This window comes from Streptomyces sp. NPDC020489, assembly GCF_044386545.1.
In the GTDB taxonomy this organism is placed as follows: domain Bacteria; phylum Actinomycetota; class Actinomycetes; order Streptomycetales; family Streptomycetaceae; genus Streptomyces.
In genome coordinates, this window is record NZ_JBIRUZ010000009.1 from 233,494 (window position 1) to 258,526 (window position 25,033).

Sequence of the window (25,033 nt, forward strand, 5' to 3'; positions counted from 1 at the left end):
TGTTTCTGTCGTGCGACAGAAATTAGGAGCGGGGTGGGTCGTGGCGGTTGCCCGGGCATTGCGGGGTGGTTACCGGCCCCTCACCCGGGCCGACCGGTACTTCCCGAAGATCATCGGGCGGGTCGCTGTGCGAGGATCGGCGCATGGCAACGACGGGTGGGCGGCGGGTCGGCAGACCGCGCGCGGCACAGCGGCCGGACAGCGGGCTGGAGCCGCGCGCCGAACTGCTCGCGGCAGCCGCCGAGTTGTTCACCACCCGCGGCTACGCGGCCACCACCACCCGGGCCGTCGCCGAACGCGCGGGCATGCGCCAGGCCTCGATGTACCACTACGTCTCCGGCAAGGAGGAACTGCTCGCCCGGCTGCTGGAGTCCACGGTCACCCCGTCCCTCGGCTACGCCCGGGAACTCCTCGCCGACGGCACGGCCCCGGCCGAGGACCGGCTGTGGGAGCTGTGCCGTGCGGACGTGGAGCTGCTGTGCGGCGGGCCGCACAACCTCGGCGGCCTCTATCTGCTGCCCGAGGTGCGCGCCGAGCGCTTCGCCGGGTTCCATGCCGTGCGCGCCGAACTCAAGGACGCCTACCGGCAGTTGTTCGCCGCCACGGAGGCCGGGAGTGCGCTCGCGAAGAGCGAGCTGGAACTCCGTACCGACCTGGTCTTCGGGCTGATCGAAGGCGTCATCCTGGTCCACCGCTCCGAGCCCGACCGTCCGGTGTCGGTGTTTGCGGAAGCCACCGCGGACGCGGCCCTGCGGATCGCAGGGGTCTGACCAGGACCCTCGTTCACCCGTCACGGTGAGTGGTCCTCGCATGGGTGTACGTCGTGACGCACCGTGTGCGAACGAAGCCTCAGCGTGTAAATGGAGTTGAGAGTACTCCTGTCCCGGGGGCGATTTCAGGGGCTTGCTGAATATGACACAGCGATGATCCGGTCGGACTAAGCTCGCCCGCAGCGCACCGAGTTGAGATGTATTCGTGCGCTTGTTCCCTATGTATGCGCATCCAAACCGATTTGTTTTCCGAGGCCCTTACATGGTGAGTGTTCAATCCCCACCCGGACGCCGTGAACTCCCCTACGCGCGCGTGCTCCTGCTCCCGGCGATAGCGATGGCCGCGGCCACCGGAGCCGCAGCCGCCCTGGTGCCGGAGCCGGCCCGGACGGCCGTCGCCTGGTGCGGCGCCGTCGCCACGCTCCTGGTCCTCGCGACGGCTTCCGAAGTGGTGCGCCGCGGCCGGGCCCTGCGCCACCTGCGGGCCGAGCATGCCCGTAACACTGCGTATCTGGAACGCCGGGTCGCCTCCCACGAGGAGGAGATGCTCCGCCTCGCCAAGGAGATCGCGCCCGCCGCGATCTACCGGTTGCGATGCGGAAATTCCCCCGGGGAGGTGATTCGCGGACTGGGCGACATCGACCCCTCGTACCGCGAACTCCCCGAGTCGCAGGTGCGCCTGCTCAAGACGATGCTCGAGATCATCGATCACGAGGAAGCCCTCCGCGACTCCTCGCAGCGCTCCTTCGTCAGCATCGCCCGCCGCGTCCAGGCGATCGTGCACCAGCAGAACAAGGAACTCCGCGAGATGGAGGAGGACCACGGCCGCAACCCCGAGGTCTTCGACGACCTGCTGCGCATCGACCACGGCACCGCGCTGATCGGCCGCCTCGCCGACTCCATCTCCGTCCTCGGCGGCGGCCGCCCCGGCCGGCAGTGGCCCGACCCCGTCCCGCTGTACAGCGTGCTGCGCGGCGGCATGTCCCGCATCCTGGAGTACCGCCGCATCAAGCTGGACTCCATCGCGCACGTCAACATCCGCGGCATCTCCGTCGAGCCGGTCATCCACGCCGTCGCGGAGCTCCTGGACAACGCCACCCGCTACTCGCCACCGCAGACCAAGGTCCACGTCACCGCCAGCGAGGTGCAGACCGGCGTCGCCATCGAGATCGAGGACGCCGGCGTCAGCTTCAGCGAGGAGGCCCGCGCCAAGGCCGAGGGCATGCTGGAGCGCGCCAAGGCCGGCGTCGACCTCCAGGTCCTCGGCGACTCCCCGCGCCTGGGCCTGGCGGTCGTGGGCCGCCTGTGCACGCAGTTCAACATGCAGGTCTCGCTGCGCTCCTCGGCGTACGGCGGTGTCCGCGCCGTCCTCGTCGTGCCGCGCGAGATGATGACCAGCGATCCGGCCCCTGGACTCGCCCACGGCATCGGCGCCGCCGCCGTGCCCAAGACCGAAGGTGCGCTCGAAGGTCCCAAGCGCGCACCCAAGAAGCGCCGCCCCACCAGCCCCCGCATCCCGGCATCCGTGTCCATGGAGGACGACGTCCCCGAGGTGACCGAGTGGACGGCGAACGGGCTGCCGCAGCGCCGCAGTCGGGTCAAGACCCCGCTCAGCCAGCGGATCGCCGAGCAGGCGGCCATCGAGAAGGCCGAGCGGGAGGGCAGGCCGACCATCTGGTCGACCCCCGCCCCCGAACCCGAGCCGGAGAAGGACGAACCCGAACCCGGACTGTGGGTCGAGGCCTTCTGGAACGGGCTCAAGGGCGGCCCCGACCCGACCGCACCCACCCAGACGACCACCGAGCCGGTCCGCACCGAGGCCGACGACGAGAGGGACCACACGTGATCCAGCAGCGAGCCAACTTCGACTGGATGCTCAAGGATCTCGCCGACGGGGTACCGGGCATCGAGATGATCGTGGTGCTCTCCGCCGACGGCCTGCGCATCGCTCGCTACGGAGGCGACCCCGACGCCGCCGACCGCGTCGCCGCGGCCTGCGCGGGACTGCAGAGCCTCGCCCACGCCGTCGCCCAGGAGATCCCGGACAGCGACGGCCGGATGAAGATGGTCATCATCGAGATCAACGGCGGCTACTTCTACCTGATGGCCGCGGGCGCCAACGCCTATCTCGCCGTCCTGTCCGACGTGGTCGCCGAACCGGGACTGATGAGCAACCGGATGCGCGACCTCGTCGTCAGGATCGGCGCCCATCTGACCAGTCCGCCCAGGCGCAACGGGCAGACCGTATGACTCCTCCGCAACGCCGGCGGCGATTTCCCACGAAAGAAGAACCGCCCCCGAAACCCGTGGGCGAGGGCGATGGCAAGCGCCCCCCGGAACGGCTGTACGTGGTGGCCGGACCGGACGGCGAACGGGCCGACCTCGACCTGGTCGCGTTAATCGTGGCGCGCGCCGACGCGCCGCCCTCCGCCACGCCCGAGCAGACGGCGATCCTCCGGCTCAGCACGGCCCCGATCTCGGTCGCCGAGCTCTCCGCCTATCTGAGCCTGCCGTTCAGCGTGATGACCACCCTGCTCACCGAGATGCTGACGGCCGAGCTGGTGCAGGTGCGCGCCCCGATCGTCCGCCAGGCGCTCCCCGACCGTTCCCTTCTCGAAGCGGTGATGCATGGACTTCAAAGGCTCTGACACCATCCCCGGCCCACGCACGGAGGATCGACTCCCGCACACGGCCCAGGCCGCGGTGAAGATCGTGATCGTGGGCGGCTTCGGAGTCGGCAAGACGACCATGGTCGGCTCGGTCAGCGAGATCAGGCCGCTGACCACCGAGGAGACCATGACCCAGGCCGGGATCGGGGTCGACGACAACTACGGCTCCGAGACCAAGACCGCCACCACCGTGGCGATGGACTTCGGCCGCATCAGCATCACCGACCAGCTCGTGCTCTACCTGTTCGGCACCCCCGGCCAGGAACGCTTCTGGTTCCTGTGGAACGGCCTGTTCGAAGGAGCGCTCGGCGCGGTGGTGCTGGTGGACACCCGGCGCCTGGAGGTCAGCTTCGACGTCATAGGCCGACTGGAGGAGCGCGGCGTGCCCTTCGTCATCGCCGTCAACACCTTCCCCGACGGGCCCCGTTACCCCGTCGCCGACCTGCGCGCCGCGCTCGACCTGTCCGAGGACATCCCGATCGTGGAGTGCGACGCGCGCCGCCGCGCGTCCAGCCGGGACACCCTCATGACCCTGATGCGCTTCCTGCACTCGCTCGCGCTGACGGGCCAGCTCACCTGACCGGAGAGCCGTGCCCATCCCCCGAAACCGGATCCCCTTCGGAGCGACCCCAGTGACGCCTGAAACCCACTTCCCGACCGGAGCCGACCCCCTGGCCGGCCCACCCCCCGGCTGCCCCGCCCACGGCCGCGGACCCGGCGGGCTGCACCGGCTGTACGGCCCCGACGCGGAGGACCTCGAGAGCCTCTACGAGCAACTGCGCGAGGAACACGGCCCGGTGGCGCCGGTCCTGCTCCACGACGACGTGCCCATGTGGATCGTCCTCGGCCACGCCGAGAACCTCCATCTGGTGGGCACGCCCTCGCAGTTCTGCCGGGACAGCCGCATCTGGACCCCGCAGATCGAGGGCATGGTCAAGCCCGACCACCCGATGATGCCGCACATCGCCTGGGCGCCCATCTGCTCCTACGCTGAGGGCGACGAGCACCTGCGGCTGCGCGGGGCCGTCACCGGCGCCATGTCGACCATCGACTACCGGGCCATCCGCCGGCACATCAACCGCTACACCCAGCGCCTGGTCAACGAGTTCTGCGAGCGGGGCGAGGCCGACCTCATCGGCCAGTTCGCCGAGCACCTGCCGATGGCCATCATGTGCGAGATCTTCGGCATGCCCGAGGAGTACGACGACCGCCTCGTCCAGGCCACCCGCGACCTGCTCAAGGGCACCGAGACCGCCAACGCCAGCCAGGCGTACGTCATGGGCGTCCTCCAGGGGCTCGCCCGGCGCCGCCGCGAGGAGCCCGAGGAGGACTTCGCGAGCCACCTCGTCCTGCACCCGGCGAAACTCACCGACGACGAGGTCACCACCCACCTGTGGCTCGTCCTCATGGCGGCCTACGAGGCCACGGTCAACCTCATCGGCAACGTCCTGCGTGCCGTGCTCACCAACCCGGGCTTCCGGGCCCAGCTCAACGGCGGCCAGATGACCGTGCAGGAGGCGGTCGAGCAGTCGCTGTGGGACGAGCCGCCGTTCAGCACGGTCTTCGCCTACTACGCCAAGCAGGACACCGAGTTGGGCGGCCAGCGCATCCGCAGGGGCGACGGTCTGCTCTTCGGCATCGCGCCGGGCAACGTCGACCCCCGGGTCCGTCCCGACCTGAACGCCAACATGCAGGGCAACCGCTCCCACCTCGCCTTCGGCGGCGGCCCGCACGAGTGCCCCGGTCAGGACATCGCCCGTGGCATCGCCGACACCGGCGTCGACGCACTGCTGCTGCGGCTGCCGGACGTCCAACTGGACTGTGCCGAGGACGAGTTGGAGTGGCGGCAGTCGATCTCCTCGCGCCATCTCGTGGAGCTGCCCGTACGGTTCGAGCCCAAGCCGCAGCAGGACGTCATGCAGCAGCCGGGCCACGCCCCGGTCCCGCCGCCGCGGCCCGCCTGGCAGGTCGGCACGGACCGGCCGCAACAGCCGGCCCCGGCGGCCACCGCGACCCCGCCCACCGCGACCCCGCCCCAGCCCGCCGCGGTGCCGCCGGCCCCGACGCCGGAGCCGGTCCGCCCGATGGGCGCCTGGCGGCGCTTCCTGCGCTGGTGGCGCGGCTACTGACCGGGCCCGGGTGGCGTGGCTACCGGCCAGGTCAGGGTGGCGCCGCTACCGACCGGGCCGCCCCGTCGCCCAGTCGTCGTGGGACGACCAGGCTCCCAGCACTCGCGTGCTGCGGAATCGGTGCTCCACCCCCGTCACCGGATCGGTGAACTCCAGTGACCGCGCCAGCAGTTGGAGCGGTCGCCGGAAGTCCCCGGCCGGTACGGGCGGGGCGACCTCGGGGTAGAGGGGGTCGCCGAGGATGGGCAGCCCGAGCGCGTTCATGTGGACCCGCAGCTGATGCGTCTGGCCGGTGCCGGGCGTGAGCCGGTACAGGCCCAACTCCCCGCGCCGCTCGACCAGTTCCACATGGCTCACGGCGTTGGGCTCGCCCGCCACCTCGTGGGCGGTCAGCACCCCGCGCTCCTTGACGATCCGGCTTCGCACGGTCCGGGGCAGGGCGAGCGACGCATCGAACGGCGCCACAGCCTCGTACTCCTTGCGCACCCGCCGGTCCCGGAACAGCCTCTGGTACGCGCCGCGTTCGTCCGGCCGCACCGTGAACAGCAGCAGGCCCGCGGTCAGCCGGTCCAGCCGGTGCGCGGCGCCGAGTTCCGCGATGCCGAGCTCCCGGCGCAGCCGCGCCAGCGCGGTCTCGGTGACATGGCTGCCGCGTGGGGTGGTGGCCAGGAAGTGCGGCTTGTCGACGACGACGATGTGCTCGTCGCGGTGCACGACCTCCAGCGGGAACGGCACCGGCACCTCCGGGGCCGGCTCCCGGTGGAACCACACGTACAGGCCCGGCGCGTACGGGGCGTCGGCCGCCACGGGCTCGCCGTCCGCCCCCACCACCCGGCCGCGCGCGAACAGGTCGTCCACCACACCGGCGCCCGCCCCGCTGAGCCGCTCCACCAGGTGCTCCCGCACGGTCGCCCAGCCACCCTCGCCCGGCAGCCGCACCCGCACGGGGTCCACTCCGTCGCGCTGCGGCAGGGGGGAGGGCGGGGGCGGGGTGCGGCGTCTCATCGGGATCAAGGGTACGGCGGTCCCGGGCGCTGACAGGATGCGGACCATGCCGTACCTCATCGAGCCCGTACTGCCCGCCGGAACCCTCTCCCGCAGCCCGCAGCCGGACCTCCCCGCCGGTGACGGGCTGGTCCTGCGCCCATGGCGGACCGAGGACGCGCCCGCCGTCCACGCCGCCTTCCAGGACCCGCTGATCCAGCAGTGGCACGTCCGCCGGGCCGACTCCGTCGAGGAGGCCGCCGACTGGATCGAGCAGTGGCGCGGGGTCTGGCGGGGTGAGCGGGCCGCCCAGTGGGCCGTCGCCGACGTGGACACCGACCGGCTGCTGGGGAGGGTGGGGCTGCGCGACATCCTGCTCGGCTCCGGGACGGCGGAGGTCGCCTACTGGACCGCACCCGAGGCACGCGGCCGGGGCATCGCCGTCCGCGCCACGGCCGCCCTCACCCGCTGGGCTCTCGACACGATCGGCTTCCACCGCCTGGAACTGCACCACTCCACCAGCAACGGTCCCTCCTGCCGCGTCGCGGCCAAGGCGGGATACGCCCTGGAGGGCACGAAACGCAGCGCCCTGCTGCACCCCGACGGCTGGCACGACATGCACCTCCACGCGCGCGTGCGGGGCGACTGAGTCTGGGGCGAGCCCTGCCTGTCCGAGGGCGGGCTGCCGAGTCAGGTCGCCTCACGCGCGCGTGCTGGGCGACTGAGCCCGCGCCGAGCCCTGCCTGTCCAAGGGCGGGCTGCCCGGTCCCGGCGCCCCACGCGCGCGCGGGGTGCCCGCGCTAGACCAGCACGGGCGCCGTCCGTTTCCGGCGCAGCCGCAGTCGGTAGGCCGCGCCGGTCAGCAGCGTCGCGGTCAGGAACAGCACCGTGAACCACTGGAACCACCAGTGCCCGCCCGCCGGGTCGTACACGGCCGCCCGGGGCCAGGCCAGGTTGACCGTCATGAACAGGCCGTACAGGAGGGCGAGGGCGTTGACCGGGACGCCCCAGCGGCCGAGCGAGAACAGAGGTGCGCCGGTCTCGTCGGTGCCCTCGGAGGTGAAGCGGCCGCGGAGGCGGGCGAGCAGCAGGGGGCCGGTGACCATCGCGTACGCCAGGTACAGCATCACGATGCAGGTCGTGCCGATGGCCAGGAACGCCTCCGGGGAGGCGAAGTTGAGCAGCAGCAGGGCGGCGGCGAGGGCGCCGACCACCAGCGCGGGGGCGGCGGGCATACCGGTGCGGGGGTGCACGCGCGCGAGGCGCCCGGAGAAGGGGAGCCGGCCGTCGCGGGCCATGGAGAACAGCATCCGGCAGGCTGCCGTCTGGATGGCGAGGGTCGCCACCGCGATGGCCACCACCACGTCGACCAGCAGGGCGCGGCCGACCCCGTCCCCCAGGCTGCTCGTCAGGACGTAACTGAGGCCTTCCAGGCCCAGCCGGCCATCGGTGAGGCTGGGCGCGGCGAGCAGGCCGCCCAGGATGATCAGTCCGCCGAGCAGGCCCGCCGCAGCGAGCGCGGTGAGGATGGTGCGGGGCGCGGTGCGCCGTGGGGAGCGGGTCTCCTCGCTCATCTCCCCGGCGCTGTCGAAGCCGATCATCACGTACGCCGCCGTGAACGACCCCACCAGCAGCGCCCCGAACAGGCCCGGCTCCAGGGCCGGACCGGTGTGGAAGGTGATGCCGGGGGTGCGCTTCGAGTGGGTCAGCAGCAGCACGATGATCAGGACAGCGCCGATGATCTCGGCGGTCACGCCGACCCGGTTGATCAGGGACATCACCCGGTTGTCGAGGACGTTCACGAGAGTCGTAAGCGTCAGCAGGAGGACGCCCAGGATCGCCGCGTTGGCCGCGCCGCTCGCCGAGGTGGGCGCCGGGTCGTCGCCGACCAGCTGGAACCCGGACCAGATCGCCGGCATGACCACCTGGAGGGCCAGCGCGGCCGCCGCGACCACCACGATCTGCCCGATGACCATGATCCAGCCCGCGAACCAGCCGAAGGTGGGGTTCGACAGTCGCGTGGACCACTGGTAGATCGCGCCCGAGAGGGGATAGCGGGCGGCCAGTTCCGCGAAGCAGGCCGCCACCAGCAACTGCCCGGCCAGCACCGCCGGCCAGGCCCAGAAGAAGACGGGGCCGCCGAACGCGTACCCGAAGGCGAAGAACTGGAAGACCGTCGTCAGGACGGAGATGAACGAGAACCCGGCCGCGAACGACGCGTACCTTCCCAGGCTGCGGTGGAGTTCCTGGCGGTAGCCGAACTCCGCGAGGGAGCGGTCGGCGGGGGAGTCCGGTGGATCGGGGCGTACCTCGGACGGGGTGGTGGTCGGCACGGCGGCACCTGCCTTCGACGCGTCATTCCTGTCAGGCGACAGAAATTAGGGAAGGCCTGTTTCGCTCGTATGACGCGACCATGTCCAAGGCGGGCCGAAGTCCTCACGCCGGCTGCGCCCCGCCATCGGTGAGGGGCACGCGGAACTCCGGTGCGGACCCGGGCCACAGACCGGGAGCGTTGTCGACTCCGGGTCAGACGCCACGAGTTGAGGGGGAGGGCCGGGGTCGGTGGCGGCGCCGCTGTCCGTCAGGGCCGGGATCGATGACGGCGCCGCTGTCCGTCCGGCCCGGGAGGGCGCTACGCGGAGGGCGCCTCGGTGCCCTCCTGCTCCGCCTCGATCCGTGCGTTCCACTCCCGCTTGGTGGCCTGCCAGCCGTCCTCGTTGTGGCCGAGCCGCCAGTACCCGGAGATCGACAGGTCCTCGCGCGGGATCGCGCGCTCGACGCGCAGCAGGTGCCGCAGCTGCTTCACGAAGTGCGCCTCGCCGTGCACGAACGCGTGCACCCGGCCGGCCGGGAACTCCAGCGCCCGTACGGCCTCGGTGAGCGCCTCGCCGACCCGGCGGTCGCCGCGGTGCAGCCAGACGACCTCGACGTCGGAGTCGATCTTCTGCTCCTCCTCGGGCCCGGAGACCTCGACGAAGGCGTACGCCGTGGCGCCGTCGGGGAGCACCTCCAGGGAGCGCGCGATCGCGGGCAGCGCGCTCTCGTCTCCGACCAGGAGATGCCAGTCGGCGGCCGGGTCGGGGAGGTAGGCGCCGCCGGGGCCCATGAAGTGGACGGTCTCACCCGGTTGGACCCGAGTCGCCCACGGGCCGGCGAGGCCCTCGTCGCCGTGGATCACGAAGTCCAGGGTCAGCTCGCGGTGTTCGGCGTCCCAGTGGCGGACGGTGTACGTCCGGGTCACCGGCCACTGCTCCCGCGGGAACTCCTCGCGGAGGCGCTCCAGGTCGAAGGGCTCCGGGTAGGTCGCGCCCTCCGCCGGGAAGAGCAGCTTCACATAGTGGTCGGAGCAGGTGTCCGGGGCGAAGTCGGCGAGACCGTCCCCGCCGAGGACCACGCGCTGCATGTGCGGAGTGAGCCGCTCGGTGCGGACGACCTGAGCGGAATGCGGCTTCCGCGGCTTGCGTCCGGGTCGTTCTGCCATGGCGGCCTCCCTGCGTCTTCGCTTAGGCTTACCTAAGCTAGCATCTCCCCCTGTGTGACACCCCTTGTGCGAGGGCAAGATTAAGCCAAGGCGGGGGGTGGGAGTTCCCTCGGAAAAACACCTCATTCGCTCGGCGGAGAAGCTGATTTACGGTGCCGTTCCCGGATCGGGCGGCTACCGGCTTCCCGATCCCCGGCCCTCGGCCTCCCCGCCCTCGGCTCCTCGCCCTCGGCCCCGCCGCCCCCGGCTCACGGCCCGCCCGCTCGCCGCCCGCCCCTCACTCTCACCGCGCCAGAGTCGTCAGCAGCCGCTGGAGCGAGCCGCCCAACCCCCAGCGCGCCGCCAGCCTCTCCACCGCCTCCGGATCGCGCGGGTCGCGCGGCAGTGCGGTGTCGACCGGCGGCAGCGGCACGTCGTCCGCGACCTTCACGACCTTGGGCGCCACCGCGAGGTAGGGCCGCGACTCGTCCAGCCGCTTGCGCTGCGAGGGGGTGAGCCTGGCCTTCGGGTCGTCGACGGCCGCCATGATCCCGGCCAGGTCGCCGAACTCCGCCAGCAGCTTGGCCGCCGTCTTCTCCCCGATGCCGGGCACTCCCGGCAGACCGTCGCTCGGGTCCCCGCGCAGCAGCGCCAGGTCCGCGTACCCGCGCCCGTCCACCCCGTACTTCTCACGCAGCCACGCCTCGTCGGTGAGCTGGAGCGTGCCCACGCCCTTGAGCGGGTACAGCACCCGCACCCCGCGCCCGTCGTCCACCAGCTGGTACAGGTCGCGGTCGCCGGTGACGATGTCCACCGGCCCCTTCGCCCGCGCCGTGAACGTGCCGATCACGTCGTCCGCCTCGTATCCCGCGACGCCCACGCGCGCGATGCCGAGCGCGTCGAGGACCTCCTCGATGACGGGGACCTGCGGGGAGAGCGTGTCCGGCACCTCCTCCTCGTCCGGTCCCGCCTCGTGCTCCTCGGCGACTCGGTGCGCCTTGTAGGAGGGGATGAGGTCGACCCGCCACTGGGGGCGCCAGTCGGCGTCCATGCAGGCCACCAGCTCGTCGGGGCGGTGGTCCTTGACCAGGCGGTCGATGAATTCCAGCAGCCCGCGCACGGCGTTCACCGGCGTGCCGTCCGGGGCCTTCACGGACTCCGGCACGCCGAAGTAGGCGCGGAAGTAGAGGGAGGCGGTGTCGAGGAGCATCAGTCGTCCGGTCACGCCTCGCATCATGCCGCACGGCACCGACAGTCACCCGCCGACAGACCCCCCGCCGACGGAGGGGCCGACGCCGGTGGCGATCCTGCGACGGCCCCACGCTGCCTCGCGCTGCCCTGTGCCGCCCCGTGCGACCCCTGTGAACTGGGACACGGGTGTGTTTGGGGTCGAGGCGCATGGGCAGGCGCGGCTGGTCGGAGCGACGCCGGTTGCATCTTCAACCATTCATGGCCTCTCGCCTCCCGTCCCTGCCCCCGAGACAAGAGGTACGTGTGTCAGCCAGGCTTGAGGCCGAACATCTCTACAAGGTGTTCGGCAGACGACCGAGTGAGGCAGTCGAGAGACTGCGCGGCGGAGCCGACCGGGAGGAGCTGCGCGCCGACGGCACCACCGCCGCGGTGGTCGACGCCTCCTTCACCGTGGAACCCGGCCAGATCTTCGTCGTCATGGGTCTGTCCGGCTCCGGCAAGTCCACACTGCTGCGGATGCTCAACGGGCTCCTGGAGCCGACCGCCGGACACGTCCGCTTCGAAGGCCAGGACCTGACCGCCCTCGGCGACCGCGCGCTGCGCGAGGTCCGGGCGAGGAAGATCAGCATGGTCTTCCAGCACTTCGCGCTCTTCCCGCACCGCAGCGTCCTGGAGAACGCCGCCTACGGCCTCGCCGTCCAGGGCGTCGCCAAGGCCGAGCGCCTCGCGCGGGCCACCGAGGCCCTGGAGCTGTGCGGCCTGAAGGGCTGGGAGAAGTCCTGGCCCGACGAGCTGTCCGGCGGTATGCAGCAGCGCGTGGGCCTGGCTCGCGCCCTCGCCACCGACGCCGACCTGCTGCTGATGGACGAGTCCTTCAGCGCCCTGGACCCGCTGATCCGCCGCGACATGCAGGACCAGCTCCTGGAGCTCCAGAAGAGCCTGAAGAAGACCATCGTCTTCATCACCCACGACCTCAACGAGGCCATGCGCCTGGGTGACCGCATCGCCGTCATGCGCGACGGCCGCATCGTCCAGATCGGCACCGAGGAGGACATCCTCGTGCGGCCCGCCGACGACTACGTGGCCTCCTTCACCCAGGACGTCGACCGCTCCCGGGTCCTGACCGCGGGTGCCGTCATGGACACCGACGTCCGCGGCGACGAGATCGGCTGCCGCTGCGAGACTGCGACCCCGGACACCCCGTTCACCGAGCTGTGCGCGATCAGCGCCCGGCTGACGCACCCCGTCGCCGTCGTCGACAAGACCGGCAAGCTCGTCGGACGCGTCACGGGACAGCGCCTCGTCGCGTTCCTCGGCGACGAGCAGTCCGACCCGGTGGTCTGCGACGCGCCCCGGGACAAGGGCGGCGACAAGGCGGTGGCCCATGCCTAGGATCCCGCTCGGCGACTGGGTCAACGACGCGGTCGACTGGCTGCTCGGCCACATGTCCTGGCTCTTCGACTTCCTCAAGACCGTCTTCACCGGCGCCTACGACGGCATCGACGCCGTCCTCCAGGCACCCGAACCCCTGCTCCTCGCGGGCATCTTCGCCGTGGTCGCCTTCTGGCTGCGCGGCACCACGGCCGGACTCCTCACCTTCGCGGGCTTCGCCTTCATCGACTCCCTCGACCTGTGGGACGACGCGATGGTGACCCTGTCCCTGGTCCTCGTCGCCACGATCATCGCCCTGGTGATCGCCGTGCCGCTCGGCATCTGGGCGGCCCGCTCCGACCGGGTCAGCGCACTGGTCCGGCCGGTCCTGGACTTCATGCAGACGCTGCCCGCGATGATCTACCTCATCCCGGCGATCCTCTTCTTCGGCACCGGCGCCTCCGCGGGCATGGTCGCCACCCTGATCTTCGCGCTCGCCCCCGGCGTGCGCATGACCGAGCTGGGCATCCGCCAGGTCGACAAGGAGCTGGTCGAGGCCGCCGAGGCGTTCGGCACCACCCCCCGCGACACCCTGCTCCGCGTCCAGCTGCCGCTGGCCCTGCCCACCGTCATGGCGGGCGTCAACCAGGTGATCATGCTCGGCCTGTCCATGGCCGCGATCGCCGGCATGGTCGGGACCGGCGGCCTCGGCGGCCGGGTCAACGAGGCCATCGGCCAGCTCGACGTCGGCCTCGGCTCCGAGGCGGGCGTCGCCATCGTGATCCTCGCGATCTACCTCGACCGGATGACGAGCGCCCTGGGCGCCCAGGTCTCCCCGCTGGGCCGGCGCGCCGCCGCCAAGGCCCGCGCCGCGCGGGGCCTGCGGATCTGGTCGTACCGCCCCCGTCCGCAGGTCGCCGTCATCGGTGTGGTGGTCCTCGCCCTCGTCGCGGGCGGCATGGGGATGTTCGGCGGCAAGAGCGAGAGCGCCGCGACCGCCGGCGAGGACGTCGGCCAGGGCAAGAAGGTCACCATCGGCTACATCCCCTGGGACGAGGGCGTCGCCTCCACCTTCCTGTGGAAGGAGGTCCTCGAGGAGCGCGGCTTCGAGGTCGAGGCCAGGCAGCTCGACGCCGGCCCCCTCTACACCTCCCTCGCCTCCGGCAACGTCGACTTCCAGACCGACGCCTGGCTGCCCACCACCCACGCCGAGTACTGGAAGAAGTACGGCGACCGCCTCGACGACCTGGGCTCCTGGTACGGCCCGACCTCGCTGGAGCTGAGCGTCCCGTCGTACATGAAGGGCGTCGACTCGCTGGCGGACCTCAAGGGCAGGGCCGCGGACTTCGGCGGGAAGATCACCGGCATCGAGTCCAGCGCGGGCATGATGGGCGTGTTGAAGAGCAAGGTGCTCAAGGAGTACGGCCTGGACAAGGAGTACAAGGTCGTCGACAGCTCCACGCCGGCGATGCTGGCCGAGCTGAAGCGGGCGTACGGCAAGAAGGAACCGATCGTCGTCACCCTCTGGTCGCCGCACTGGGCCTACAGCGACTACGACCTGAAGAAGCTCAAGGACCCCAAGGGCGCCTGGGGCAAGGGCGACGGCGTGCACACGGTGGCCCGCGAGGGCTTCGCCGACGACAACCCGGTCGTGGCGAAGTGGCTGAAGGACTTCCGGATGAGCGACCGGCAGCTCACCGGTCTCGAGGCCGAGATCAACAAGGCCGGCAAGGGCAGGCAGCAGGACGCGGTCCGCGCCTGGCTGAAGGCCAACCCGGGCGTGGTCGACAAGCTGGCCCCGGTCCAGGACACCGCCGCCCCCGCCGAGGCGAAGAACCCGATCGACGTGGCCTGGTTCCCCTGGGACGAGGACATCGCCGTCACCCACCTGTGGAAGAACGTCCTGGAGCGGCGCGGCTACCGGCTGAACCTGAAGCAGATGGACGTCGGCCCGGTCTACACCGGCCTCGCCTCCGGGGACCTCGACCTCAACTTCGACGCCTGGCTGCCGCACGCCCAGGCGAACTACTGGGACCAGAACAAGGACAGACTCGCCGACCTCGGCACCTGGTACGAACCGACCTCGCTGGAGATCGCCGTCCCCTCCTACGTCAAGGGCGTGACGTCCTACGCGGACCTCAAGGGCAAGGCCGACCTCTTCGACGGGAGGATCATCGGCATCGAACCGGGCACCGGCGAGATGAACCTCCTCAAGAAGAAGGTCCTGCCGGGCTACGGCCTGGACAAGGAGTACGAGGTCGTCGACGGCTCCACGCCCGCGATGCTGGCCGAGCTGAAGCGGGCGTACGCGAAGAAACAGCCCGTCGCCGTCGTCCTGTGGTCCCCGCACTGGGCGTACAGCCAGTACGACCTCACCAAGCTGAAGGACGACAGGAAGCTCTTCGGAGAGGGCAACACGATCCGGACCATCGCCCACGAGAAGTTCCCCGAGCAGTACCCCCGGCTCACCAAGTGGATCAAGAACTTCAGGATGAGCGAGGACGAGCTCGGCACCCTGGAGGCCGAGATCAACCGGCGCGGACAGGGCCACGAGGACGAGGCCGTCGCCGCCTGGCTGAAGGAGCACCCCGACATGGTGGAGCGGATGACCCCGCAGTAGCCGCCTCCACCGCAGCCGCCCGAGGGGCGGGCCCCGCACGCGACCTGACGGCGTGTGGCGAGGCCCGTCCCTCGGGTCGTGCCCGGGGCCCGGCCACCCGTACGCCGGCGCACGGAAAGGATCCGGACAACCACAGAGAGCCACGCCGCCCCCATAGCCTCATCCGGCGGTCGCGGTCAACTGGTTCGTCCTGACGGCGCAAACCCCCCACGCCCGGCGCGGAGAGCTGATCTACTGGCCGGAGTTGGCGAGACGACCCACGCGGCGGCTACGGCAATGTGACGGGTGCGTGAAACGGTTTGCCGAACATGCGTAGGGTGCAGACAACTCATCAGAGAATGCGCACGGAACCGACGAGCTAAGGAGGGAGCCGGAGCGATGGGCGACCACAAAGAGCAGCCCCTGCGGGTGGGCGCGGCCGTCAGGCGGCGACGCCGCGCGCTGGAGCTCACCCTCGCCGTCGTGGCCGAACGCAGCGGCCTGTCGGTGCCCTTCCTGAGCCAGATCGAGAACGAACGCGCGCGCCCCAGCCAGACCTCCCTGGAGAAGGTCGCCGACGCCCTGCGCACCACGGCCGTGGAACTCCTCGCCGCCGCCGACCCGGCGTGCAGCGTCGACGTCGTCCGCGCCGAGGACACCGGGCCGCCGTGCCTGCCCCGGGCGCGTTCCCTGGTGCGCGGCCACCATCAGATGCACGCCCAGGAGTTCACCGGCGACCATGACGCCGGCCGCGAATTCCAGTTCCGCAACGACCAGTTGATGTACGTCGCCGACGGCGCGGTGGAGATCGAGGCGGAGGGCCGGGCGTACCGGCTCGGCCGCGGCGACACGTTGTACCTCACCGGCGGGGTGCGGCACCGGTGGCGGGCCACGGTGCCCGAGACCCGGGTCATCGTCGTGGCGGTGGCCGAGCACATCGAGGCGGTCCGGGACCGGCCACGCGCGTGAGGGTCGTCTCCCTGGTCCCCTCCCTCACGGAGGCGGTGGCCCGTACCCTCCCCGGCGCGCTGGTCGGCGCCACGGACTGGTGCACGCACCCGGCGGACCTCGACGTCACGCGCGTCGGCGGCACCAAGAACCCGAAGATCGACCGCGTCCTCGCCCTCGCCCCCGATCTGGTGATCGCCAACGAGGAGGAGAACCGGCAGCCCGACCTCGACGCCCTGCGCGCGGCGGGCGTCGAGGTCCTGGTGACCGAGGTGCGGGAGGTCCCGCAGGCCTTCTCCGAACTGGCACGGGTGCTGCGGGCCTGCGGTGCGCGCGGGCGGCCGCGCTGGCTGGAGGAGGCGGAGTCGGTGTGGTCGGCGCTGCCGGAACCCTCGCGGCGCACCACCGCGGTCGTGCCCGTCTGGCGCCGCCCGTGGATGGTGCTGGGCCGGGACACCTTCGCGGGGGACGTCCTCGCCCGCCTCGGCGTGGACCACCGGTACGCGTCCCACGCCGAGCGCTACCCGCGCGTCCCGCTCGCGGAGGTGCGCGCGGCGGCGCCCGACGTGGTGGTCCTTCCCGACGAGCCCTACCGCTTCACCGCCGACGACGGGCCGGAGGCCTTCCCCGGCCTGCCCTGCGCCCTGGTCAGCGGCAGGCACCTCACCTGGTACGGCCCCTCCCTCATCGAGGCGCCCCGGCTGCTGACCGAGGCCCTGCGAGCAGCTCACCGCTGAGCAGGCCGCGCGCGGTGTGCAGGGCGGCGACCCCCCAGGCGGCGACCAGGACGAGGTACAGCGCCACGGCCAGCGCGTCGAAGGCGACCAGTCCCGTGTGCCGGGCCAGCCCCTCGGCCCCTGTGACACAGGTGCCGACCGGGAAGGTGAACGCCCACCAGGTCATCGAGAACCGCATGCCCGCCCGCCGGGCCCGCAGCACATGCGCGGTGGCGAGCGCGCACCACAGCAGCGCGAACCCCGTGACGGGCACCCCGTACAGCACGGCCAGGACGGCGAAGCCCCCGGCGTAGGGCGCGGCGACGACACCGGGCGCCACGTCCGCGAACGTGTTCACGGCGGTGGTGGACTGCCCGAGCGGGCCCAGCACCAGGAACAGGGTCGGGGTCAGGGCGAGCGGCAGCGGCCCGCCGGTGATCAGCCGGGCGAAGACCAGCGGCAGCATGAGCAGGGTCGCGAACAGACTGATCCCGAACATCGCCACACAGGCCAGCAGCAGGGTCTCCCGCGCCTGCCCGGCCGGCAGATGCGGCACCAGCAGCGGCCCGAGCGCGGCGGACACCATGGGCGCGACGAGCGGCAACAGCCACACGGGAGTCGCCTGCGCGGGTTCGAGGCGATGGCGTACGGCCATGAGGTACGGGACGGCGACGGCGGCCGCGAGCCCGACGGCCGTGCCGAGGGTGAAGAGCACGGCGTCGCCAGCGAGCGCGGCCCGGGTGCCGATCCAGTCGGCGCCGACGGTGAGGGCGCCGCCGCCGACGGCGAGCAGGGCCATGGACAGACAGCCGTAGAAGGGCGCCATGGCGGGGTCGAGGAGGTGGGCGCGGGCCTGGTCGCGATGGCGTGTCCAGTGCAGGGCGCGGGAGCCGAGCAGGATCAGGAGCAGAACGAGGGAGAACGCCCACACGCCGGGGAGGGCGGTACGCAGACCGGGGACGGAGAGCGGCAGTCCGGCTCCGGCGGAGGCGACGACGGCGGTGCCCATGACGGTGGCGTACCAGTTGGGTCCGAGGTGACGGACGGCTCCGGCGCGCGGGGGGCGTGCGGTGGCACGGGGGAGAACGGGCTGGGCTGCGGTGACCATGCCCCGACCCTCTCGCGCCGGTACGACCGCCACCAGGGACGATGTCTCTATGAGGGCATAAGCTGGGTTTATGAGCAGTGCGCAGGACGACTCACTTCCGCCGGTAGGCGGCTCGTTGGCCCACCGGGTGCCGGACCTGGGAGCGTTGGAACTCCTCCTGGCCGTGGCCCGGCTGGGCAGCCTCGGCGCGGCGGCCCGGGAGACGGGCATCACCCAGCCGGCGGCCAGCAGCCGGGTCCGCTCCATGGAACGCCAGCTGGGCGTCGCCCTGGTGGACCGCTCACCCCGGGGCTCCCGGCTCACGGACGCGGGCGCGCTGGTGACCGACTGGGCGCGGCGGATCGTGGAGGCGGCGGAGGCGTTCGACGCGGGGGCGCAGGCGCTGCGGGACCGCCGTGACTCGCGGCTGCGGGTGGCGGCGAGCATGACGATCGCGGAGTACCTGCTGCCGGGCTGGCTGCTGGCCCTGCGCGCCCAGCGCCCCGACACGGCCGTGTCCCTGCTCGCCGGCAACTCGACGGCGGTCGCCGAGCGTCTGCTGTCGGGCGAGGCGGACCTGGGGTTCGTGGAGGGGCTCACGGTCCCGACCGGCCTCGACTCGGTGGTGATCGCCCACGACCGCCTGATCGTCGTCACCGCCCCGGCCCACCCCTGGGCGCGCCGCCGGCGTCCCCTCGCCGCCGACGAGCTGGCCGCGACCCCGCTGATCCTGCGGGAGAAGGGCTCGGGGACCCGTCAGGTGCTCGACGCCGCCCTCGGGGGTCTGGCCCGCCCGCTGATCGAGCTGTCCTCGACGACCGCGGTCAAGGCGGCCGCGGTGAGCGGGGCCGGGCCGTCGGTCCTGAGCGAACTGGCGGTGGGGGAGGAGCTCGCCACGCGGCGGCTGGTCCGGGTGCCGGTGGAGGGGGTCTCGTTGGCGCGGGACCTGCGGGCGGTGTGGCCCACGGGGCACCGCCCGGTGGGACCGGCCCGGGAACTGCTGTCGCTGACCCGGGGGTAGGACCTCAGGAAGCGGCCGCGACCAGCGCCCGCACCACCCGCAGGTCCTCGCCCATCTCCGGATGCCACTGCACCCCCAGCACCCAGTCCGCCGAGGGCAGTTCCACAGCCTCCACGGTGCCGTCCGGCGCGTGCGCGGAGGCCAGCAGGCCGCTGCCCAGACGGTCCACGGCCTGGTGGTGGTAGGTCGGCACCGAGGTCTCCTCCGGGACGATCTCGGCGTACAGGGTCCCCGGGACCGGCTTCACCGGATGCCGGCCGAAGACGCCGACCACCTCCGCATGCCCCTCGATGTGCTGGACGAGGGTGCCGCCGACGGCGACGTTCAGCACCTGCATGCCCCGGCAGATGCCGAGCAGGGGGAGTCCGGCGGCGAGGGCGGCGTCGATGAGGGCCAGTTCCCACGCGTCCCGCGCGTGCGCGGGCGGGCCGGTGCGCGACGAGCGCTCGGCGCCGTAGCGGACGGGGTCGACGTCCGGGCCGCCCGCGATCACCAGCCCGTCCAGGCGTGCCACGGCGGCGGCCGCGTGCTCGGGCGCGTCCGGCGGCAGCATCGCGGCCAGTCCGCCCGCCCGCTGCACGAGCCGCGGGTACCCGGCCGGAAGCAGGGCCGCCTCCAGCTCCCACACGCCCCAGCGCGCCCCCGCCTCCAAGTAGGTGCTGATGCCGATCAGCGGCCTGCCCGCCATGCGCCCTCCCGGACCCGCAAAGGATTGTTCCCATACCTTTGCCGAGACAGGGCCGCGGAGGCAAGGCCCGTCCGCCGGGCGGCCCGCCCCTCACGCCAGGAACCCCCTGAGCAGGGCCGCCGTACCCGCGCAGTGCTCCCGCATCATCTCCCGCGCCCCGTCCGCGTCGCCGTCCAGGACCGCGTCCACCAGCGCGGTGTGCTGCCGCTGGGAGTGCTCCAGGTTGCGCACCAGCAGCGGGATGCAGTCCAGCAGGTCGTTCACGGTGGCCCGGACCGCCGCGTACTGCGCCGTCAGCGTCGGTGAGCCGCACAGCTCGGCCAGCGTCAGGTGCAGCAGGGTGTCCAGGCGCCGGTAGTCCGTCAGCGGGGCGTCCTGGGTGTGGTTCAGCGCCTCACGCAGCCGCGCGGCCTGCTCCCGCGTGAGTCCGTGCGCCGCGCACAGGCCGGCCGCCCCGACCTCCAGCACCTCGCGGAAGCGCAGCACGTCCTCGATGTCGACCTCGGCGATCCGCCGCCGCAGCTCGCTCTCGCCGCCCGCGTCCGTCCTGCGCAGCACGAACGTCCCGCCGTACCGCCCGCGCCGGGACTCCACGAGCCCTTGGTCCTGGAGCACCTTCAGCACCTCGCGCAGCGTGACCCGGCTGATCCCGAGCCGCTCCGCCAGCTCCCGTTCGGCGGGCAGCCGCTCGCCGCCCGGGACCAGGCCCAGCCGTACCACCTGGAGGATCTGCTCCAGCGCCTCCTCGAAGCCGTTGCCCGCCCGCACCGGCCGCAGCACCGGCGTCAACCGGTCCTCCGGTCCGTCGTCCGGATCCCGCGACATCCCGCCGTACCCCCTTCCCAAGCAATGGTTCTCCGCAATACCTTATGGCTTCCGGCCGGGCTGAAAAGACGCGCAGTAGCCGAAGGAGCTCTCCCGTGGCAGACCGCACACCCCCACTGAGCGTCGAGGAGCTCCACGCCCTCGTCGCCGGCGGTGAGATCGACACTGTCGTCCTGGCCTTCCCCGACATGCAAGGGCGGCTCCAGGGCAAGCGGTTCGCCGCCCGCTTCTTCCTCGACGAGGTCCTCCAGCACGGCACCGAGGGATGCAACTACCTGCTCGCCGTCGACACCGAGATGAACACCGTCGACGGCTACGCGATGTCGTCCTGGGACCGGGGCTACGGCGACTTCGCCATGCACCCCGACCTCACCACCCTGCGCCGCGTCCCCTGGAACGAGGGCACGGCCATGCTGGTGGCCGACCTCGCCTGGAACGACGGCTCGCCCGTGGTCGCCGCCCCCCGCCAGATCCTGCGGCGCCAGCTGGAGCGCCTCACCGAACTCGGCTACACCGCCAAGGTCGGCACCGAGCTGGAGTTCATCGTCTTCAAGGACACCTACGAGCAGGCCTGGGACGCGGGCTACCGGGGGCTCACCCCGGCGAACCAGTACAACATCGACTACTCCGTGCTCGGCACCGGCCGCATCGAGCCGCTGCTGCGCCGGATCCGCAACGACATGACGGCCGCCGGTCTCACCGTCGAGTCCGCCAAGGGGGAGTGCAACCCCGGCCAGCACGAGATCGTGTTCAAGTACGACGAGGCCCTGGTCACCTGCGACCAGCACGCCCTCTACAAGACCGGGGCCAAGGAGATCGCCGCCCAGGAGGGCGTCTCCCTCACCTTCATGGCCAAGTACAACGAGCGCGAGGGCAACTCCTGCCACATCCACCTCTCCCTCGCCGACGCCGACGGCACCAACGCGATGGCCGGCCCCGACGGGATGTCGGACGTGATGCGGCACTTCCTCGCCGGGCAGCTCGCCGCCCTCCGCGACTTCTCCCTCCTCTACGCCCCCAACATCAACTCCTACAAGCGGTTCCAGCCCGGCTCCTTCGCCCCGACCGCCGTCGCCTGGGGCCACGACAACCGCACCTGCGCCCTGCGGGTCGTCGGCCACGGCCCCTCCCTGCGCTTCGAGAACCGCCTGCCCGGCGGTGACGTCAACCCCTACCTCGCGGTGGCCGGGCTGGTGGCCGCCGGACTGTACGGCGTGGAGCACCAGCTGGAGTTGCCCGAGGCCTGCGCCGGCAACGCCTACGCCGGCGCGTACGAGCACGTCCCCACCACCCTGCGCGAGGCCGCCGAACTCTGGGAGAACAGCCCCGTCGCCCGGGCCGCCTTCGGCGAGGAGGTCGTCGCGCACTACGCCAACATGGCACGCGTCGAACTCAAGGCCTTCGACGCCGCGGTCACCGACTGGGAGCTGCGCCGCTCCTTCGAACGTCTGTGAAAGGTCCTTCGTTGTCGCACGAGCATGAGCTCCAGGTTCTGAACCCGGCCACCGAGGAGGTGGTCGCCACCGTCCCCGCCGCCACCGCGGCCGACGTGGACGCGGCCGTCGCCCGCGCCGCCACGGCGCAGCACGGGTGGGCCCAGGCGGCCCCCGCCGACCGGGCCCGGCTGCTGCGCCGGTTCGCCGACGTCGTCGACGGGCACGTCGAGGAACTGGCCCGGCTGGAGGTCCGCGAGGCCGGCCACCTCCTCGGCAACGCCCGCTGGGAGGCCGGCAACGTCCGCGACCTGCTGGAGTACGCCGCCGGAGGAGTGGAGCGCCTGAACGGCCGGCAGATCCCGGTGCCCGGCGGCCTCGACGTCACCCTCCTCGAACCGCTCGGCGTCGTCGGCGTCATCGCGCCCTGGAACTTCCCGATGCCCATCGCCGCCTGGGGCACCGCCCCCGCCCTCGCCGCCGGCAACGCGGTCCTCCTCAAACCCGCCGAGACGACCCCGCTGACCGCCCTGCGGCTCGCCGAACTCGCCCTGGAGGCAGGACTGCCGGAGGGCCTCTTCCAGGTGCTGCCCGGCCACGGGCCGGTCGCGGGCACCGCCCTCGTCGAGCACCCCGGCGTCGCGAAGATCGTCTTCACCGGGTCCACCCGCACCGGCCGCGAGGTCATGGAGCGCTGCGCCCGCCAGGTCAAGCCGGTCACCCTCGAACTCGGCGGCAAGAGCCCCAACATCGTCTTCGCCGACGCCGACCTCACCACCGCCCTCGACCCCTTCTCCTTCCTCGACAACTCCGGCCAGGACTGCTGCGCCCGCACCCGGATCCTCGTCCAGGAGTCCGTGTACGACGAGGCCCGCGACCTGCTCGCCGAGGCCCTGAACGCCGTCGTGGTCGGCGACCCGGCCGACGAGAAGACGCAGATGGGCCCGCTGATCTCCCGACAGCAGCTGGACCGCGTACGGGCGTTGGTGCCGGACAGCGCTCCCGCACTGCGCGGCGCCGCGCCCGACGGGCCCGGCTTCTGGTTCGCGCCGACCGTCCTCACCGGCGAGGCACCCGACTCGAAGGCCGCCCGCGAGGAGATCTTCGGCCCCGTGGCCGTCCTGCTGCCCTTCACCGACGAGACGGACGCGATCCGGCTCGCCAACGACACCCCCTACGGCCTCTCCGGCTCCCTGTGGACCCGCGACATCGGCCGCGCCCTGCGGGTCTCCCGCGCCGTCAAGGCGGGCAACCTGTCCGTCAACTCCCACTCCAGCGTTCGCTACTGGACCCCCTTCGGCGGCTACAAGCAGTCCGGCCTCGGCCGTGAGCTGGGCCCGGACGCCCTGACCGCCTTCACCGAGACCAAGAACGTCTTCATCAGCACGGAAGGCCCCGCCCAGTGACCTCTTCGACCGAACAGACCGTGTGCCGTCGCCTCGTCGGCCGTACGGCCGTCATCACCGGAGCCGGCAGCGGCATCGGCCTCGCCACCGCCCGCCGACTCGCCTCCGAGGGCGCCCACGTCGTCTGCGGCGACGTCGACGAGGCACGCGGCAAGCAGGCCGCCGAGGAGGTCGGCGGGATCTTCGTGAAGGTCGACGTCACCGACGCCGAGCAGGTCGAGGCGCTGTTCAGGACGGCGTACGACACCTACGGCAGCGTCGACATCGCCTTCAACAACGCGGGCATCTCACCGCCCGACGACGACTCCATCCTGGACACGGGCCTGGAGGCCTGGAAGCGCGTCCAGGAGGTCAACCTGACCTCCGTGTACCTGTGCTGCAAGGCAGCCATCCCTTACATGCGGCGCCAGGGCAAGGGCTCGATCATCAACACGGCGTCCTTCGTGGCCCGGATGGGCGCCGCCACCTCGCAGATCTCGTACACCGCGTCCAAGGGCGGCGTCCTCGCGATGTCCCGGGAACTGGGCGTGCAGTTCGCACGCGAGGGCATCCGCGTGAACGCCCTGTGCCCGGGGCCGGTCAACACCCCCCTGCTCCAGGAGCTGTTCGCCAAGGACCCCGAGCGCGCCGCCCGCCGGCTCGTCCACATCCCGCTCGGCCGCTTCGCCGAGGCCGAGGAGATCGCCGCCGCCGTCGCCTTCCTGGCCAGCGACGACTCCTCGTTCGTGAACGCCAGCGACTTCCTGGTCGACGGCGGGATCTCCGGGGCGTACGTCACGCCCCTGTAGGGCTGCGCCTACAGTGCCCGGATGAGCATGACGCCGCCGCCCGGCTGGTACCGCGACCCCGAGCGTCCGCACCTGGAACGCTGGTGGGACGGAACCGCATGGACCGAACACCGGCGCGAGCCCCTACCCCAGGGCCCGCCGCCGGTGCCGGTGACGCCGGCCGGCGCCGGCTCCCCGGGGCGCGCCAAGGTCATCGCCCTCACCGCGGCCGGGCTCGTCCTGGTCGCCGCGATCGTGACCGGCGCGACGGTCCTGCGCGACGACGACACCGCGGCGGGCGGCACGCTCCCGGCCGAGTCGATCACCCCCACCTTCGCGCCGACCAGCGAGCCGCCCGCACCGACGGACCCCGCCGGCGAACCCCCCGCCGACGACCCGACCGTGGTGGAGGACCAGCTCAACGGCATCACCGTGCCCCTGCTCGACGGCTGGGTCCGGCCGCAGTACATCAGCGACCACGACGTCCTGATGTCCACCGACGGCACCTACGACTGCCCCGGCGACCCGGGCCTGTGCCGACACGGGCTCGTCATCTCGCGCACGGTGACCGACAACGCCGAGACCTCCCCCGAGGCCCTGGCCAAGGCCGACATCGCCGACGCGGCCGACGACGCCTACGACCGCGACCTCGTCGGCAGGCGGCCCTTCGGCGGCATCGAGTCCCACGAGCTCGTGAAGTCCGGCCCGGTCGCGGTCGCGGGCCGCGCGGGCTACCTCGTCCGCTGGCGCGTCAGGACCGCCGAGGGGCCCGGCGGTTACGTCCAGTCCCTCGCCTTCCAGTCCAGCGTCGGCACCGAGTCCCCCGTCATCGTCCGCTACGTCTTCGACGCCGGCGCGGACGGACCCCCGCTCGCCGACATGGACCGGATCACCAAGGGCATCCGGTCCACCGGCGACACCGACGGCGGGGGCGTCGGCAGCAGCATCGGCCCGACCGACTGACCTGGC

Annotated in this window: 23 protein-coding genes; 16 read left to right on the forward strand and 7 right to left on the reverse strand. The window is 72.1% G+C overall.

What is annotated here, in order from left to right; translation table 11 throughout:
- Positions 1-143: 143 nt before the first annotated feature.
- The 6 genes from ACH41F_RS25055 (at position 144) to ACH41F_RS25080 (ending at position 5,568) form a co-directional block, all read left to right on the forward strand.
- Positions 144-770: a TetR family transcriptional regulator gene (locus tag ACH41F_RS25055; protein WP_391241970.1), complete on the forward strand. Its 627-nt coding sequence runs from the start codon at positions 144-146 to the stop codon at positions 768-770.
- A 262-nt stretch (positions 771-1,032) separates the two neighbouring features.
- Positions 1,033-2,616: an ATP-binding protein gene (locus ACH41F_RS25060; protein WP_391241973.1), complete on the forward strand. Its 1,584-nt coding sequence runs from the start codon at positions 1,033-1,035 to the stop codon at positions 2,614-2,616.
- A complete protein-coding gene (locus tag ACH41F_RS25065; protein WP_398837615.1) occupies positions 2,613-3,020 on the forward strand; it encodes a roadblock/LC7 domain-containing protein in 408 nt (135 codons plus the stop codon). Before ACH41F_RS25060 ends, ACH41F_RS25065 begins: the two co-directional genes overlap by 4 nt.
- A complete protein-coding gene (locus ACH41F_RS25070; RefSeq protein WP_391241976.1) occupies positions 3,017-3,418 on the forward strand; it encodes a DUF742 domain-containing protein in 402 nt (133 codons plus the stop codon). The genes ACH41F_RS25065 and ACH41F_RS25070 overlap by 4 nt, the downstream gene beginning before the upstream one ends.
- Positions 3,399-4,019, forward strand: a complete 621-nt coding sequence (locus tag ACH41F_RS25075) for an ATP/GTP-binding protein (RefSeq protein WP_391241979.1) — start codon at positions 3,399-3,401, stop codon at positions 4,017-4,019. The genes ACH41F_RS25070 and ACH41F_RS25075 overlap by 20 nt, the downstream gene beginning before the upstream one ends.
- Positions 4,020-4,071: 52 nt before the next feature.
- Positions 4,072-5,568 (forward strand): cytochrome P450, encoded by a 1,497-nt coding sequence (locus ACH41F_RS25080; RefSeq protein ID WP_398837617.1) that lies wholly within the window; start codon positions 4,072-4,074, stop codon positions 5,566-5,568.
- 45 nt (positions 5,569-5,613) lie between these two features.
- Here ACH41F_RS25080 and ACH41F_RS25085 read toward each other — a convergent pair whose 3' ends face one another.
- Positions 5,614-6,573, reverse strand: a complete 960-nt coding sequence (locus tag ACH41F_RS25085; RefSeq protein ID WP_391241985.1) for a pseudouridine synthase — start codon at positions 6,571-6,573, stop codon at positions 5,614-5,616.
- A gap of 46 nt (positions 6,574-6,619) precedes the next feature.
- Between ACH41F_RS25085 and ACH41F_RS25090 the strand changes: the two genes are divergently transcribed.
- Positions 6,620-7,201, forward strand: a complete 582-nt coding sequence (locus ACH41F_RS25090) for a GNAT family N-acetyltransferase (protein ID WP_391241988.1) — start codon at positions 6,620-6,622, stop codon at positions 7,199-7,201.
- Positions 7,202-7,352: 151 nt separating this feature from the next.
- On the opposite strand, the gene ACH41F_RS25095 is transcribed toward ACH41F_RS25090, so the two are convergent.
- The 3 genes from ACH41F_RS25095 to ACH41F_RS25105 form a co-directional block, all read right to left on the reverse strand.
- On the reverse strand, positions 7,353-8,885 hold the full coding sequence (locus ACH41F_RS25095) for an amino acid permease (RefSeq protein WP_391241991.1): 1,533 nt from the start codon (positions 8,883-8,885) through the stop codon (positions 7,353-7,355).
- Between the two features lie 299 nt (positions 8,886-9,184).
- Entirely contained in the window at positions 9,185-10,033 is an 849-nt protein-coding gene (locus ACH41F_RS25100; RefSeq protein ID WP_391241994.1) for a siderophore-interacting protein, read from the reverse strand.
- 283 nt (positions 10,034-10,316) lie between these two features.
- A complete protein-coding gene (locus ACH41F_RS25105) occupies positions 10,317-11,246 on the reverse strand; it encodes a 5'-3' exonuclease H3TH domain-containing protein (RefSeq protein WP_398837714.1) in 930 nt (309 codons plus the stop codon).
- Between the two features lie 260 nt (positions 11,247-11,506).
- On the opposite strand from ACH41F_RS25105, the gene ACH41F_RS25110 reads away from it, so the two are divergent.
- The 4 genes from ACH41F_RS25110 to ACH41F_RS25125 all read left to right on the forward strand — a co-directional run bounded on the left by ACH41F_RS25110 (position 11,507) and on the right by ACH41F_RS25125 (position 16,858).
- Entirely contained in the window at positions 11,507-12,595 is a 1,089-nt protein-coding gene (locus ACH41F_RS25110) for a betaine/proline/choline family ABC transporter ATP-binding protein (protein WP_391241996.1), read from the forward strand.
- Positions 12,588-15,194, forward strand: coding sequence for an ABC transporter permease/substrate binding protein (locus tag ACH41F_RS25115; RefSeq protein WP_398837619.1), 2,607 nt, complete (start codon positions 12,588-12,590; stop codon positions 15,192-15,194). Before ACH41F_RS25110 ends, ACH41F_RS25115 begins: the two co-directional genes overlap by 8 nt.
- Before the next feature lie 378 nt (positions 15,195-15,572).
- Positions 15,573-16,142, forward strand: coding sequence for a helix-turn-helix domain-containing protein (locus ACH41F_RS25120; protein WP_391242002.1), 570 nt, complete (start codon positions 15,573-15,575; stop codon positions 16,140-16,142).
- Positions 16,139-16,858: a helical backbone metal receptor gene (locus tag ACH41F_RS25125; RefSeq protein WP_398837621.1), complete on the forward strand. Its 720-nt coding sequence runs from the start codon at positions 16,139-16,141 to the stop codon at positions 16,856-16,858. The genes ACH41F_RS25120 and ACH41F_RS25125 overlap by 4 nt, the downstream gene beginning before the upstream one ends.
- Here ACH41F_RS25125 and ACH41F_RS25130 read toward each other — a convergent pair.
- Positions 16,806-17,945 (reverse strand): TDT family transporter, encoded by a 1,140-nt coding sequence (locus ACH41F_RS25130; protein ID WP_398837623.1) that lies wholly within the window; start codon positions 17,943-17,945, stop codon positions 16,806-16,808. The genes ACH41F_RS25125 and ACH41F_RS25130 overlap by 53 nt on opposite strands.
- Before the next feature lie 70 nt (positions 17,946-18,015).
- Between ACH41F_RS25130 and ACH41F_RS25135 the strand changes: the two genes are divergently transcribed.
- The gene (locus ACH41F_RS25135) at positions 18,016-18,945 is read left to right on the forward strand and encodes a LysR family transcriptional regulator (RefSeq protein WP_398837624.1); all 930 of its coding nucleotides are present in this window, start codon (positions 18,016-18,018) and stop codon (positions 18,943-18,945) included.
- Positions 18,946-18,949: 4 nt separating this feature from the next.
- On the opposite strand, the gene ACH41F_RS25140 is transcribed toward ACH41F_RS25135, so the two are convergent.
- Positions 18,950-19,633 carry a gamma-glutamyl-gamma-aminobutyrate hydrolase family protein gene (locus ACH41F_RS25140; RefSeq protein WP_391242012.1) on the reverse strand — a complete coding sequence of 228 codons (684 nt, stop codon included), beginning with the start codon at positions 19,631-19,633 and terminating at the stop codon, positions 18,950-18,952.
- A 90-nt stretch (positions 19,634-19,723) separates the two neighbouring features.
- Positions 19,724-20,458: an FCD domain-containing protein gene (locus ACH41F_RS25145; RefSeq protein ID WP_391242015.1), complete on the reverse strand. Its 735-nt coding sequence runs from the start codon at positions 20,456-20,458 to the stop codon at positions 19,724-19,726.
- A 95-nt stretch (positions 20,459-20,553) separates the two neighbouring features.
- On the opposite strand from ACH41F_RS25145, the gene ACH41F_RS25150 reads away from it, so the two are divergent.
- The 4 genes from ACH41F_RS25150 to ACH41F_RS25165 are packed head-to-tail and all read left to right on the forward strand — an operon-like array spanning position 20,554 to position 25,027.
- Positions 20,554-21,912, forward strand: a complete 1,359-nt coding sequence (locus tag ACH41F_RS25150) for a glutamine synthetase family protein (protein ID WP_398837627.1) — start codon at positions 20,554-20,556, stop codon at positions 21,910-21,912.
- 11 nt (positions 21,913-21,923) lie between these two features.
- Positions 21,924-23,297, forward strand: coding sequence for an aldehyde dehydrogenase family protein (locus tag ACH41F_RS25155; protein WP_391242022.1), 1,374 nt, complete (start codon positions 21,924-21,926; stop codon positions 23,295-23,297).
- Positions 23,294-24,085 carry a 3-oxoacyl-ACP reductase gene (locus tag ACH41F_RS25160; protein ID WP_391242025.1) on the forward strand — a complete coding sequence of 264 codons (792 nt, stop codon included), beginning with the start codon at positions 23,294-23,296 and terminating at the stop codon, positions 24,083-24,085. The genes ACH41F_RS25155 and ACH41F_RS25160 overlap by 4 nt, the downstream gene beginning before the upstream one ends.
- A gap of 27 nt (positions 24,086-24,112) precedes the next feature.
- Positions 24,113-25,027 carry a DUF2510 domain-containing protein gene (locus tag ACH41F_RS25165; protein WP_398837716.1) on the forward strand — a complete coding sequence of 305 codons (915 nt, stop codon included), beginning with the start codon at positions 24,113-24,115 and terminating at the stop codon, positions 25,025-25,027.
- Positions 25,028-25,033: the final 6 nt, after the last annotated feature.

Coding starts and splice junctions, on each gene's coding strand:
- ACH41F_RS25120 (WP_391242002.1), top strand. CDS start 15,573: ATGGGCGACCACAAAGAGCAGCCCCTGCGGGTGGGCGCGGCCGTCAGG.
- ACH41F_RS25060 (WP_391241973.1), top strand. CDS start 1,033: ATGGTGAGTGTTCAATCCCCACCCGGACGCCGTGAACTCCCCTACGCG.
- ACH41F_RS25165 (WP_398837716.1), top strand. CDS start 24,113: ATGACGCCGCCGCCCGGCTGGTACCGCGACCCCGAGCGTCCGCACCTG.
- ACH41F_RS25130 (WP_398837623.1), bottom strand. CDS start 17,945: ATGGTCACCGCAGCCCAGCCCGTTCTCCCCCGTGCCACCGCACGCCCC.
- ACH41F_RS25140 (WP_391242012.1), bottom strand. CDS start 19,633: ATGGCGGGCAGGCCGCTGATCGGCATCAGCACCTACTTGGAGGCGGGG.
- ACH41F_RS25100 (WP_391241994.1), bottom strand. CDS start 10,033: ATGGCAGAACGACCCGGACGCAAGCCGCGGAAGCCGCATTCCGCTCAG.
- ACH41F_RS25105 (WP_398837714.1), bottom strand. CDS start 11,246: ATGCGAGGCGTGACCGGACGACTGATGCTCCTCGACACCGCCTCCCTC.
- ACH41F_RS25135 (WP_398837624.1), top strand. CDS start 18,016: ATGAGCAGTGCGCAGGACGACTCACTTCCGCCGGTAGGCGGCTCGTTG.
- ACH41F_RS25085 (WP_391241985.1), bottom strand. CDS start 6,573: ATGAGACGCCGCACCCCGCCCCCGCCCTCCCCCCTGCCGCAGCGCGAC.
- ACH41F_RS25090 (WP_391241988.1), top strand. CDS start 6,620: ATGCCGTACCTCATCGAGCCCGTACTGCCCGCCGGAACCCTCTCCCGC.
- ACH41F_RS25055 (WP_391241970.1), top strand. CDS start 144: ATGGCAACGACGGGTGGGCGGCGGGTCGGCAGACCGCGCGCGGCACAG.
- ACH41F_RS25075 (WP_391241979.1), top strand. CDS start 3,399: ATGGACTTCAAAGGCTCTGACACCATCCCCGGCCCACGCACGGAGGAT.
- ACH41F_RS25115 (WP_398837619.1), top strand. CDS start 12,588: ATGCCTAGGATCCCGCTCGGCGACTGGGTCAACGACGCGGTCGACTGG.
- ACH41F_RS25070 (WP_391241976.1), top strand. CDS start 3,017: ATGACTCCTCCGCAACGCCGGCGGCGATTTCCCACGAAAGAAGAACCG.
- ACH41F_RS25145 (WP_391242015.1), bottom strand. CDS start 20,458: ATGTCGCGGGATCCGGACGACGGACCGGAGGACCGGTTGACGCCGGTG.